Source organism: Micromonospora sp. HNM0581 (assembly GCF_012726175.1).
Taxonomy (GTDB): domain Bacteria; phylum Actinomycetota; class Actinomycetes; order Mycobacteriales; family Micromonosporaceae; genus Micromonospora.
The window spans coordinates 92,195-104,496 of the sequence record NZ_JAASAD010000015.1 but is presented as its reverse complement, the minus strand read 5'-3'; the positions used below and the strand labels follow the sequence as shown (position 1 = coordinate 104,496).

Sequence of the window (12,302 nt, the reverse complement as noted above, 5' to 3'; positions counted from 1 at the left end):
AGATCTGCTTCACGCCGCGCAAGGTTCCGACATGCTGCGACTCGTCACGAAGCCGGTCGCCGATCGGGCAATCGCACCGGGCCGGCGGGAGAACGGACCGGACCTGCACCTCGGCGCGTGCGAGGGGCCGTTGAGCGACGGGCGCGTCGCGGATCGGTCGCCTCGTTCGGCCGCCGCGACTAACCTGCCCGGAAGAGACCCAGGTCACCCGAGCGACGAGGAGTCAACGCATGAGTGAGCGGCAGCGAGCGAATCATCGATGCAGCGCGTTGGTGCCTCATGCCGACACGAGGCGAAGCGGAGTGCCGGCATGAGCGAGGCATTGGCCAATCTGCTGAACGAGAAACGCCAGTTCCTGCCGCCGGCCGAACTCGCCGCCGACGCCAACGTCACTTCGTCCGCGTACGCGGAGGCTGCGGACGACCGGCTCGCCTTCTGGGCACGTCAGGCAGCCCAGCTGACCTGGAGCAAGCCGTGGGACCAGGTGCTGGACTGGTCTCGGCCACCGTTCGCGAAGTGGTTTGTCGGCGGGCAGCTGAACGTGGCCTACAACTGTCTCGACCGGCACGTTGCGGCCGGCCGGGGTGACAAGGTGGCAATTCACTGGGAGGGCGAGCCCGGCGACAGCCGCACCATCACCTACGCCGAACTGCACCAAATGACCTGCCGGGCGGCGAACGCCCTCACCGGCCTCGGGGTGACCGCCGGTGACCGGGTGGCGGTCTACCTGCCGATGATCCCGGAGGCAGCGGTCGCCATGCTGGCCTGTGCCCGGATCGGCGCCACGCACAGTGTGGTCTTCGGCGGCTTTTCCGCTGACGCGCTCACCAACCGGATTCAGGACGCTTCGGCGAAGGTCGTCATCACGGCGGACGGCGGATACCGGCGCGGCAAGCCCTCCGCGCTGAAGCCGACCGTCGACGAGGCGGTAGCGAACTGCCCGTCCGTCGAGCATGTTCTTGTGGTCCGGCGTACCGGCGAGGACGTCAGCTGGTCGGATCGGGACCACTGGTGGCACGAGGCGGTGGAGCAGGCGTCGGCCGAGCACACTGCGCAGCCGTTCGACGCCGAACACCCGCTGTTCATCCTCTACACGAGCGGCACCACCGCCCGACCGAAGGGCATCCTGCACACCTCCGGCGGGTACCTGACCCAGGTGGCGTACACCTCCCACGCGGTCTTCGACCTGAAACCGGAGTCTGACGTCTACTGGTGCACGGCGGACATCGGCTGGGTGACCGGTCACTCCTACATCGTCTACGGCCCGCTTGCCAACGGTGTGACCCAGGTGATGTACGAGGGGACCCCCGACACCCCGCACAAGGGTCGCTTCTGGGAGATCGTCGACCGGTACCGGGTGACCATTCTCTACACCGCGCCGACACTGATCCGCACCATGATGAAGTGGGGTGAGGAGATTCCGGCCGGCCACGACCTCTCCTCACTGCGGCTGCTCGGTAGTGTCGGCGAGCCGATCAACCCCGAGGCCTGGATGTGGTACAGGCAGCATGTCGGCCGGGGTGAACTGCCCATCGTGGACACCTGGTGGCAGACCGAGACCGGCAGCATGATGATTTCGCCGCTACCGGGGGTGACCGCCGCGAAGCCGGGTTCGGCGATGACCGCCCTACCGGGCGTCGTCGCGGACGTCGTGGACGACCAGGGCCGGTCGGTGCCCGACGGAGGTGGCGGTTATCTCGTGCTGCGCGAACCGTGGCCGTCGATGCTGCGCACCATCTGGGGTGACGACAACCGGTTCATCGAGACGTACTGGTCGCGGTTCGGCGCGGGTGCCGGTGGCGACGCCGAAGCCCCGTGGATCTACTTCGCCGGTGACGGGGCGAAGAAGGACGACGACGGGCACATCTGGCTACTCGGCCGGGTCGACGACGTGATGCTGGTGTCGGGGCACAACATCTCCACCACGGAGGTGGAGTCGGCGCTGGTGTCGCACCCGTCGGTGGCGGAGGCGGCGGTGGTCGGAGCCACCGACCCGACCACCGGGCAGGCGATCGTCGCGTTCGCTATCCCCCGGGGCAGCACCGACACCTCCGGCGAGGCCGGCGAGCAGCTCATCGCCGAGTTGCGCAGCCACGTGGCGAAGACGCTCGGCCCGATCGCCAAGCCCCGGCAGATCATGCTGGTGCCGGAGTTGCCCAAGACCCGCTCCGGAAAGATCATGCGACGGTTGCTGCGGGATGTGGCGGAGAACCGTTCTCTCGGCGACGTGACCACGTTGCAGGACTCCTCGGTGATGGAGCTGATCGCCTCCGGCATCAGCGGAAGCAAGTCCGACGAGGACTGACACCTTCGATCAGAAGGGTGGCGGCCCGGCAGCAGCCGCCGCCCTTCGCCACGTCCCGTGACACCACCAAGGTCCGAAACAACTTTCCTTGACCGGTACAACAAATCGGCTGCCGACCAACGACGCCGACCGGGCGACCGGCATCGGGGCCCTAGGCTGTGGGGCATGACCGAGCAGCGTGACGATGCCGTCGACGAGTCCTGCGTACTCACCGAAGGGCCGTGGACGCACCGGTTCGTGGGTGCCAACGGCAGCCGCTTCCACGTCGTGGAGGCGGGAACCGGGCCGATGATGCTCTTCCTGCACGGTTTCCCAGAGCACTGGTGGGCCTGGCACCGGATGCTGCCGGCGGTCGCCGACGCCGGTTTCCGGGCGGTGGCGATGGACCTGCGAGGCTACGGCGCCAGCGACAAACCGCCCCGGGGATACGACGGCTACACCCTCGCAGCCGACGTCGCCGGGCTGATCCGGGCGTTGGGCGAGCGTTCAGCCACCCTGGTCGGCACCGGCGCCGGCGGCATGATCGCCTGGACCACCGCGTCGTTCCATCCGAACCTGGTGCGTCGTCTGGTGGTGCTCGGCGCTCCGCATCCGCTGCGGCTGCGGGCCTCGATCTTCGCCGACCCACGTGGTCAGTTCACCGCGTCGACCCCCGCGCTGCGGTTCCAGCTGCCCCGGTACGAACACCTCCTGACCCGCGACAACGGTCGGGCGGTGGAGGAGATCCTGCGCCGCTGGGGCGGCGACCGCTGGGTCACCGGCCCCGAGTTCGCCGATTACGCGCGGCATTGCCGGGAGGCCATCCGGATCCCGCAGGCCGCCTTCTGCGCACTTGAGGGTTACCGCTGGGCGTTCCGGTCTGTGCTGCGACTGCACGGCTACCGGTTCGTGAAGCTGATGCAACGACCTCTCTGCACACCCACCCTGCAGCTGCACGGGGCGCGGGATGTGGCGACGTTGCCGCGCACCGCCCAGGGGTCCGGGCGTTACGTCAGCGCACCGTACGAGTGGCGGCTACTCGACGAGGTCGGACACTTCCCTCACCTGGAGACACCGGAACTGGTGCTCGGCGAGATCCTCCGGTGGGCGAAGTCCTGATCTGGCCGGGGCGTCTCAGACCCGCTGCTCGCGCACATCGGTGACCTCGTTGACGGGCGCCCACCCCTGGTAGACACCGAAGTCGAACGCCTCCAGCCGCATGGCCTGCGCGACCGGCCAGCGTCCGCCGGTGTACTCCACCCGCAGCCATCCGTCGTGCTCGGCAAGCACGATGAACGGCTGCCCCTTCCAGGTGCAGGTCGTTCGGACGTACGTCAGCTCCTCGATCTCGTTGGCCGGGACGACCCGGACGTGCCGGCCGGGGCGTACCTCGGTGAAACCCTCGGTCGCCTCCTGCTGGTACAGCCGGACCTCGTTGCCGTCCGGGCTGGCCGGGAACTCCTGCCCCCGCCAGCGCGCCACGTAGCCGTCGCGCATCACCGATCACCGACCTCCTGCCAGGAGAGCGTGTCGGCGTCGAGTACGGCGATCAGCCGCTCGTTGCCGGATGATTCGATGCACACCAGCCGGGCGCCGTGCGGCAGTCGGATGCTGTCCACCTTGAACTCGGCCAGTACGTCGTTGCCCTCGCCGGGGGCGAACCCGTTGCCCCGGAACGGGGGTCGTTCGATGACCCATCCCTCCATCGCCCGCATGGCCGCCTCGGTCTGCCCGCCGTACGGGATGCGATAGAGGCTCGGCCGGTACGCCGGCCACCGGAGCACGTAGATCTGTTCGGCGTCCGGGGCGAAGGGTGACTCGGGATGGTTGAGGCCGAGTGCCTGGTAGAGGGCGGCTGGGGTGGTGAGATGCGCCAGCTCGCTGGCCCGGTGGACGAATCCGGACACCCGGTCGTAGCCCCGTTCCAGGTAGTAGCCGAGTTGGCTCGACGCGATCGCCTTCTGCATCACGATGGGCCGGTTCAGGTCACCTGCCGGCGCCACCTGCCGGGGACTGCTCGCCGGCACGGTGGTCTCGACGGGCGGCTCGGGCTCGCCCGCGGCGTCGTCGCCGAGGCCGAGTTCGGCCGCCCAGTTGGCGAGCCCGACAATCTGCTCACCTGGCAGTTTCGCGCCTACCGGGGTGCCGGGATTGATGGCGAACGACCAGGAAAGGTCTGGCCATCTGCGGATGAGCTGAACGAAACGAACCTCGATCGTCTCGGTCACCGCATCGGTGTGGTCGGCGAGGCGCTGCGGTGAGGTGTAGGCCACCACGAAGGTCTGTCCGTCCAGCTGCACGGACGGCCAGACGAATCCCGGGTCTCCGGGGCGGCTGCCGGTGGCGGATTCAGCCGCGATCGGCAGGAGGACCCGGGCCAACAACAGTGTGGACAGGAACGTGTCGGTACTGCCGGCCTCGGCGGCACCGTGCAGGTCGTTCTCCACCTCGTTGGCGGGTTCGAAGGGTGGACCGGCGGGTGCGGTGGTCGTACCGGGCAGCGGACCGTGGACCGGTGCCCCGGACGCCACGGGCGCCTCAGCAGCCGGCGCGGAGGGCGACGACCTGGCAGACGACGGCGTGAACAGCGACAGTGTCTCCGGGGCCGCAACTGCCGCTGGGCGTGCGCCGGCCGGCGACGCAACTGCCGCGGCGGACTCTTCCCGGTCCGGGCCGGAGGGCGCCGGGGCAGCTGTCGTAGCAGCGGTCATCGTCTCGGACGTCACCGTCCGCACCGGAACGGTCGACTCGGGGGTCGCTGTCGGCACCGCCACGGTCGGCTCGGTTCCTGAGTCCGTCGGCTCTGGCCGGGAAGTCGGGAAGCTTGCCGTTGGCTCGGAATCGAGGGCCGGCTCCGGCTCTGGATCGGCAGCCGCCGGTGCATCCTCCGGCCCGGCCGGGGCGGTCTTGTCGTCTTGCGTTGCCGGGCCGGTCGACGCCGCAACCCCCTCGGTCACGGGTCGGCTGATGTCGTCCGACGCCTCGCCGGGCTGACCCGGGCAGGTGACGTCCCGGGCCTCGATGATGGTGCCCTCTATGACGATCGGGGTGAAGCCGCGGCGTGGTGCCGGCGGACCGGAGATCGGCTCCGCCGACGAAGCTGGTTGTTCTTCCGCCGGCTCACGACGGGGCAGCGCCTGTGTCGTTTCACCACCACCGGCGGTCGGATCGCCGCCCCCCGGCGCCGACCAGCCGGCGGGGGTGCTCACCCGCAGCGGCCGGACCGGCCCGTCGCCGGACGGCAGCGGCTGGGTCCCCTCCTCACCTGGGGCGGGGATCGTCCGGTTGCCGGCCTGGTCGTTCTCGTCGAAGACGAAGGCGCGGGTCGGACCGTCCGACGGCGGTTCATTGGCCGGCCCTCGGCGGGGGAACGGCTGCCCGCCCCGGAACCGGGACGGTGGTGCGGCCCGATCGACGAGTCGTTCGCCGCGATGCGTCGCACGACCGTTCGCAGGTTCGAAGAAGGATCGCTGAGCTGCCGGTTCGGTGCCGGGGGGACGTCCGTTGGTGGCGGCTCCCGGCCGTTTTGGTGCTGTGGGCCATCCCGACCCGGCGGACGTCGGCTCCTCCGGCCGGCCAGGTGACAACGGTTGCGATGCGTCGCCGGATGCCATCCCGCCGGCACCAGGCTGTGCCGGATGAGGAGCGCCACCGGGTGGCCGGTCGGCGGGCTCCGTCCGGCGCGGAGCGTTGCCGGTGCTCGACGTCGGCACCTCGGGTAGGCGGAAGCCCTCCGGCACCACCGGTTGTGCCGGGAAGGACCGTGCCGGCCGATGGGGTGATCTCGGTGGCGACGGCGGGCTCGACATGGCTGGGGCTGATGACGCCGAGGCCGCGTCGCGGGCCCGGTTCAGCGCCTCCACTCGTTCGAGCCGGGCGCGGGCACCCACTGTCCGGCCGGGCAACCGAACATCACCTCGGGACAGCTGGGAGACGTACCAGGCCGGAAGGTAACCCTCGATGGGTAGGCCCGGATTCACCGCCAGCCACCACTCGTGGTTCGGCCAACTGGCCGCGAGTTCCGCGTAGCCGGTACGACGGCTGGGGCCAGCGTGCTCGCCGAGGCAGGCCCGCATCGCCTCGGCTGAGGTGAAGGCCAGTACGTGCGTCCGGCCGCCGGTTGTCCACGTGCCCCAGCCCACCGGTGTCCGCCCTACGGCTGCCTGCGCGGAGACCGGCAGCAACAGCTCGACACCGGACAGTATCCGGAAGTAAAGCTGCTGGTCGTTGCCGTGCAACGCGTCGCGCAACGCTGCCTCGGCACCGGTGGCCGGCTCCCATTCGGTCACGGCCACCCCTCCTCCCGGGCACAGGCCATAGGTATCGGATACAACCTACAAGGTGATCACAAGATCACAATCTCAGGCCGTCGACGGTCCACCCGTTTCACCAGGAACCGTTAGCATTCCGTCTCGGCGCCGACACGATACGGAGGCGATCGATGTACCGGGAACCCGGTGGGCGGCGACAACGGCGAGGGGGTCGGCGCCGTCCGGGCGCCCTCCGGGCAGGTCTGTGCGTAGTCTTGCTGGCTTGTTCGGTGCCGGCGGTCGCGGTGCCCGCCCACGCCGCACCGAGGTGCGCCGCACTGCCGGCTCCGGCCGAGCCGACCGCACCGTCCCCCTGGGCACAGCAGCGGTACGCGACAGAGCGCCTTGCTCGGCTGGCCACGGGGGCCGGCGTGACAGTGGCGGTTGTCGACTCGGGCGTCGATCGACGGCATCCCCAACTGGCCGGGCGGGTGCTGACCGGCACCGACCTGTTGGATGCCGGCGGTGACGGCGGCCTCGACTGTGTCGGTCACGGAACGGGCGTGGCGAGCATCATCGCCGCCGCGCCGGGCGACGGGACGGCTCTGCAGGGGCTGGCACCGCAGGCGCGCGTCCTGCCGGTCCGGGTCAGCGAGCAGCAGGTCGTCGACGGGCACGGGCAGGGACGCACGGCTACGCCCGACGAGCTGGGCCGGGCGGTCCGCTGGGCCGTCGACGAGGGGGCCACCGTGCTGAACCTCTCCGTGGTGCTCTACACCGACCATCATGCGGTCCGCGCGGCGATCGCGTACGCGCTGCGCCGGGACGTGGTCGTGGTGGCCGCCGCCGGCAACATGTCCGGTAACGAGGAGCGCCGCCCGTATCCGGCCGCGTACGACGGGGTACTCGGGGTCGGTGCGGTGGGCCCGGACGGGGTACGGGCCGACTTCTCGCGGATCGGCGCCCACGTGGATCTCGTCGCTCCCGGTGTCGACGTGTTGATCGCTGCCCCCGGGCACGGTCACCGCGGCGCCGACGGCACCAGCTACGCGGCGCCCTTCGTCGCCGCCACTGCGGCCCTGATACGGCAGTACCGTCCCGACCTCGACGCGGTCGAGGTGGCTCGGCGCATAGTGACCACTGCCGATCCGGCAACCGGCGTCGGGTACGGCGCGGGGGTGCTCAATCCGTACCGGGCGGTGACCGAGAGCGTAGCGCTGTCGGAGCGCCCCCGGCCGACGACCGGGCTGGCTGACGACCGGCCAGATCCGGCGCTGCTGGCACAGCAGGACCGTCGCGCCGACGCGCGGGCCCGTGCCCTGCTGGTCACCGGCGTTGGTGTGCCGATGGTGGCCGCCGTCGTGCTGGCCGCGGTGATGGTGCCCCGAGGGGTACGCCGACGCTGGCATCCGGCCGACCACGACGCGGGGTGACGCCGATCAGCGTCACCCCGTCGTCGGTACGAGGCGGCTCACTGGAAGAGGCCGGTGTTCCGCTTCTCGGTGTCGAGATAGTCGGCAGCGGACTCGTCCACCGCGAGCTTGATGTCCCGCAGCATCGCCTGGAGGTCCTGCGAGGCGTTACGCCACCGTGCCTGCCGCTGCTCGTAGGCCTGCTGGGCCGTGCCGGACCAGCTGGCCACCAGTGGCGCGGCGTCGCGCTCCAGCTGGCCGAGTTGCGCGTCGAGCGTGTTGAGTGCTCGTTGGATGTCCGCGCTGGCCTGTTGCAGCGCGGCGAAGTTGACGACCAGCACACCATGCTCCATTGGGTTCTTCTTCCTGAGTCTGGGGCTACAACGGCAGTTGGATGCCACCACGGCTGGTGGCCGTCACCCGGGCGGCTGCCTCGGCGTCCGACGCGTCGTAGCGCGAACCGGCGGTGCGGATCGCGCCTGCGGTCTCCCGCAGCGCCCGCTGCAGCCCGGCCTGATCCTCTGCCCACTTTCGTTTGACCTGCTCGAACGAGCGGCCTCCAGCACCGCGCCAGGCCTGCTGGAGGACCTCCAGCTGGACCAGCAGCCCGCTGAGCATCGACTGCAACGACTGGTCGGTCTGCTCGAACTTCGCCGCGGTCTGCTGCATCACCGCGGCCTCTGCCTGGGTTTGGGACATCTTGGACGCCACCTCGTCTCCTCGATCGTGGCTGGCCCTGCGGCGGAACGCACCACCCACGACGCCGGAGGGCGAGCACGACGCGGGATGGGCCAACGAGAACTCGTCGCTGAGAGTAGCGACACGGTCGCGGTTCTGCTACCCCGCCTCGTTCCCCTGTGGACAATGCACCCGATCGCCGGCAACTACGATGAGCCGCGTCGATGTCGATGGCGGTACGGGAGGGTGCGGTGGCGGCGACCTTAACCACGGTCCGCCCGGCAGCGGCCGAACACTCATGCTCCGGGGATCCGCCGCCCAACTCGGGACGCCTGATCCGCCGCAGCGAGACAGGGGGACGCACCGACCGTCGGTGGCGCTCGATCCACCTCCGGCCCGGACAGATCGTCACGACCCAGCTGGTGACGGCGGCGCTCCTCGCGGTTGCGGGCCGCAGTCCCCTGGAGACGGTCACCGTCGTGCTGGCGACAGTCGTGCTGCTCACCGCGACCTGGGCTCGGGTCCGTGGACGGTGGTTGCACGAGTGGTTGGTGATCGGCGTCGGCTATCTGGCCCGACGACGGGCGACCCGGCCCCACGACGCTCCGACCGGGCTGCTCGGCCAGGTGAACCCGCACGCCGTGATCCGTTGCGTCGAGCTGGGCGATGGTCCGGTTCCGGTGCTGGACGACCCGGGCGGACTTGTGGCCCTGCTGGAGATCGGCGACCCGACCGACCTGCTCGGTGACGGCGGGCGGTCCGTTCCGGCACCGGCGTCGCTGTTGCCGGTCGAGACCGGCCAGTCGCCACCCGTACACGTACAGCTTCTCCTGACCGGCACGCCGGCACCGGCGCTGGCTGCCGGCGAGGGAGCGGCGGCAACCTCCTACCGTCAGCTCACCGGCGGACAGCCGGCCGGGCGGGACCGAGCCGTGCTGGCGGTACGCGTGGCCCGGGCGCGAGGCTGGCCGGAGGAGTCGTTACGGCACGCCCTGGCGGGCACGGTACGACGGATCGTCCGGCGACTGCGACCGCTGACCGTGCGGCCGGTGGGCGCGCAGCCGATGCGGCGGGTGCTCGCCGAGTTCGCCCACTACGACGGGCAGCCGGTACGCGAGTCGTGGCAGGCGGTCCGCTGCGGCCGTCTGCTCCAGACCACCTTCCGGTTGAGCCGGTGGCCCGGCGGGGATGTCACCTGGCTGGCGCACCGCCTCTGGCGACTTCCAGCGACGGCGATCACCGTGGCGCTGCACGCCGGGACGGAGCAGCCGAGGGCCCCCTGGCTGCTCGTACGGCTGGCCGCGCCGACGGCGGCCGAGCTGTCGTACGCGGCCCGGCAGTTGCGGCAGGCGGCGGTCGCCAACGGCTCAACGGTGCAGCGGCTCGACGGACGGCAGTTGGACGGGCTCGCCGCCACGCTGCCGGTGGCCCTGCCCGGCGCACCGTCGTTGACCGCGGCCCGGCAGCCGGGGTGGAAGGTGCGGTTCGGTGCCGGGGAGCCGGAGCGGGAGGTGCCGTTGGGTGCCGCCGGGCTGGTGCTCGGCGTCAACCGGCACGGCGACGCCGTCACCGTCCGGCTGTTCCGCCCGGAGACCACCCGGCTGATGCTCGTCGGTGGGGTGTCCGCCGCCCAGCTGGTCGCCGTACGCGCGATGGCACTCGGAGCCCGGGTGATCGTCCAGACCGCCCGGCCACACGCCTGGGTACGGTTCGTCCGGGGGGTCGGCGGTCCCATTGTGCTGGCATCACCGGACCGCCCGGTGGCGGGGGAACCCGGCACACCGTTGGTCCCGGTGCTCGTCGTGCTGGACGCACCGGCGCCGGCCGGCCCACGGCCGGGCACCGCCTGGCACACCACGCTGCTGGTCCACGACGTGCTGACCCCGGCCGACGCGGGCACGTTGGGTCGGGTCGACCTGGCGGTGTTCCGGCCGCTGAGCCCGGCGGAAGCTATGGTCGCGGGCCACGCGTTGGGGCTCGGCGATGCGGCGGAGTCGCTTACCCGGATCCGGCAGGACATGGTCGCCGTGGTCAACCGGCGGGCCCTGCGTTGGGCGTTGCTCGCCTGCACCCCCGTCGAGGCGGGGCTGATCGGCTCCCCAGCTCTGGTCGGGGCGGAATGATCTCACGGGTACCGTCCACGCGCCAGCCGTGACACCATGCCCGCCATGGGTTTTCTGAAAGGTCTACTGATCCGGGTCGGCGCCACGGCGGTGGCCTTCTGGCTGGCCACACTGCTCATTCCCGGAATCTCGCTCGACACTGACTCCGTCTCCGAGACGATCCTGACCCTGATCCTCGTCGCGGTCATCTTCGGGGTCGTCAACGGGGTACTCCAGCCGATCATCAAGACCGTCGGCTGTGGCTTCTACCTGCTCACTCTCGGCCTGATCGCACTTGTGGTCAACGGCCTGCTGTTCCTGCTCACCGGCTGGATCGCGGATCAGGCAGGCCTCCCCTTCGACGTCGACGGCTTCTGGCCGGCCGCGGTGCTGGGGGCGCTCTTCGTCGGCATCGTCACCTGGATCCTCGGAGCCATCCTCGACCGCGACTGACCGGCCTTCGGCACGCTGCTGCCCGGCCGGCGACCACCACCGACGGTGATCGCCGGCCGGGGGCCAGGGCCCGCATGATCGGGTGACCTGGCCGCCCCCGTACGGACCGGCTGGTGGCTGGGTGACACGTCCGTGAAACCGCTCACCAGAAAGGATCGACAGCCGCACTCGCCCCTTACGGTGGTGCTGTGACGTCGCTCCGCTTCGGCTACCTCCACGGCCTTGGTGCCTATCTGCTGTGGGGGTTCTTTCCGCTTTACTTCAAGCTGCTGCGTCCGGTCGGCCCGCTGGAGATCCTCGCCCACCGGGTGGTGTGGTCCGCCGCCTTCGTCGCGCTACTGCTCGTCGCGCTGCGCAACGTCGGCTTCCTACGGTCCCTGTCACGCCGACCACGGACCCTCGCGGGAATCGGTGCCGCCGCCACACTGATCGCCGTCAACTGGTTCACCTACATCTACGGCGTCAACTCCGACCGGGTGGTGGAGACCGCCCTCGGCTACTTCATCAACCCGCTGGTGGTGGTCCTGCTGGGGGTGCTAGTGCTTCGTGAACGGCTGCGCCCCGCGCAGTGGCTGGCGCTCGGGGTCGGCGCCCTGGCGGTGGCCGTACTCACCGTCGACTACGGCCGCCTGCCGTACCTCGCGCTCATCCTGGCGTTCACGTTCGGTTCGTACAGCCTGGTGAAGAAGCGCCTCGCCCTGCCCGCAGCCGAGGGACTGTTCGTCGAGTCGGCGGTGCTGTCGCTTCCCGCACTCGGCTACCTCGGCTGGCTCGCCGCCACCGGTGACGCCGCGTTCGGCCGCGTGTCCACCGGACACACAGCCCTGCTGGTACTGGCCGGGGCGTTGACCGCCATCCCGCTGCTGCTCTTCGCCGGTGCCGCCAACCGGCTGCCGCTCACCGCCCTCGGCATTCTCCAGTACGTCGCGCCGATCCTCCAGCTCTGCTGCGGCGTACTGGTCTTCCACGAGCCGATGCCACCGGCCCGGCTGACCGGCTTCGCCCTGGTCTGGCTCGCCCTGATCATCTTCACCGCCGACGCCGTACGGCAGGCCAGGCGCACCCGACGGCTGCGCCTGGCCGCCGCGGTGCCGCCCTCGGCGGCCGTCGCCACCAGCTGAGG

At 70.7% G+C, this 12,302-nt stretch carries 10 protein-coding genes; 6 read left to right on the top strand and 4 right to left on the bottom strand.

What is annotated here, in order from left to right; all coding sequences use genetic code 11:
- Positions 1-310 precede the first annotated feature (310 nt).
- Positions 311-2,305 carry an acetate--CoA ligase gene (gene acs / locus HCA58_RS17975; RefSeq protein WP_169599003.1) on the top strand — a complete coding sequence of 665 codons (1,995 nt, stop codon included), beginning with the start codon at positions 311-313 and terminating at the stop codon, positions 2,303-2,305.
- Between the two features lie 165 nt (positions 2,306-2,470).
- Positions 2,471-3,403 (top strand): alpha/beta hydrolase, encoded by a 933-nt coding sequence (locus HCA58_RS17970; protein ID WP_169599002.1) that lies wholly within the window; start codon positions 2,471-2,473, stop codon positions 3,401-3,403.
- Between the two features lie 15 nt (positions 3,404-3,418).
- Here HCA58_RS17970 and HCA58_RS17965 read toward each other — a convergent pair whose 3' ends face one another.
- Entirely contained in the window at positions 3,419-3,784 is a 366-nt protein-coding gene (locus HCA58_RS17965; protein WP_169599001.1) for a hypothetical protein, read from the bottom strand.
- A complete protein-coding gene (locus HCA58_RS17960) occupies positions 3,781-6,573 on the bottom strand; it encodes an SseB family protein (RefSeq protein WP_169599000.1) in 2,793 nt (930 codons plus the stop codon). The genes HCA58_RS17965 and HCA58_RS17960 overlap by 4 nt, the downstream gene beginning before the upstream one ends.
- A gap of 152 nt (positions 6,574-6,725) precedes the next feature.
- Here HCA58_RS17960 and mycP point away from each other — a divergent pair, with 152 nt between their 5' ends.
- A complete protein-coding gene (gene mycP / locus HCA58_RS17955; RefSeq protein WP_169598999.1) occupies positions 6,726-7,967 on the top strand; it encodes a type VII secretion-associated serine protease mycosin in 1,242 nt (413 codons plus the stop codon).
- Positions 7,968-8,005: 38 nt separating this feature from the next.
- Here mycP and HCA58_RS17950 read toward each other — a convergent pair whose 3' ends face one another.
- Together HCA58_RS17950 and HCA58_RS17945 are read right to left on the bottom strand one after the other, a co-directional pair.
- The gene (locus tag HCA58_RS17950; protein ID WP_169598998.1) at positions 8,006-8,299 is read right to left on the bottom strand and encodes a WXG100 family type VII secretion target; all 294 of its coding nucleotides are present in this window, start codon (positions 8,297-8,299) and stop codon (positions 8,006-8,008) included.
- A 25-nt stretch (positions 8,300-8,324) separates the two neighbouring features.
- Positions 8,325-8,645, bottom strand: a complete 321-nt coding sequence (locus HCA58_RS17945; protein WP_169599033.1) for a WXG100 family type VII secretion target — start codon at positions 8,643-8,645, stop codon at positions 8,325-8,327.
- Between the two features lie 311 nt (positions 8,646-8,956).
- On the opposite strand from HCA58_RS17945, the gene eccE reads away from it, so the two are divergent.
- The 3 genes from eccE to rarD all read left to right on the top strand — a co-directional run bounded on the left by eccE (position 8,957) and on the right by rarD (position 12,300).
- Entirely contained in the window at positions 8,957-10,747 is a 1,791-nt protein-coding gene (gene eccE / locus HCA58_RS17940; RefSeq protein ID WP_277351274.1) for a type VII secretion protein EccE, read from the top strand.
- A 45-nt stretch (positions 10,748-10,792) separates the two neighbouring features.
- Entirely contained in the window at positions 10,793-11,179 is a 387-nt protein-coding gene (locus HCA58_RS17935) for a phage holin family protein (RefSeq protein ID WP_169598997.1), read from the top strand.
- Positions 11,180-11,367: 188 nt separating this feature from the next.
- Positions 11,368-12,300 carry an EamA family transporter RarD gene (gene rarD / locus HCA58_RS17930; RefSeq protein ID WP_169598996.1) on the top strand — a complete coding sequence of 311 codons (933 nt, stop codon included), beginning with the start codon at positions 11,368-11,370 and terminating at the stop codon, positions 12,298-12,300.
- The last annotated feature ends 2 nt before the right edge of the window (positions 12,301-12,302 follow it).

What these genes read in the sequence shown, in the direction of transcription:
- acs (WP_169599003.1), top strand. Translation starts at nt 311, where the DNA reads ATGAGCGAGGCATTGGCCAATCTGCTGAACGAGAAACGCCAGTTCCTG.
- HCA58_RS17970 (WP_169599002.1), top strand. Translation starts at nt 2,471, where the DNA reads ATGACCGAGCAGCGTGACGATGCCGTCGACGAGTCCTGCGTACTCACC.
- mycP (WP_169598999.1), top strand. Translation starts at nt 6,726, where the DNA reads ATGTACCGGGAACCCGGTGGGCGGCGACAACGGCGAGGGGGTCGGCGC.
- HCA58_RS17950 (WP_169598998.1), bottom strand. Translation starts at nt 8,299, where the DNA reads ATGGAGCATGGTGTGCTGGTCGTCAACTTCGCCGCGCTGCAACAGGCC.
- HCA58_RS17945 (WP_169599033.1), bottom strand. Translation starts at nt 8,645, where the DNA reads ATGTCCCAAACCCAGGCAGAGGCCGCGGTGATGCAGCAGACCGCGGCG.
- HCA58_RS17935 (WP_169598997.1), top strand. Translation starts at nt 10,793, where the DNA reads ATGGGTTTTCTGAAAGGTCTACTGATCCGGGTCGGCGCCACGGCGGTG.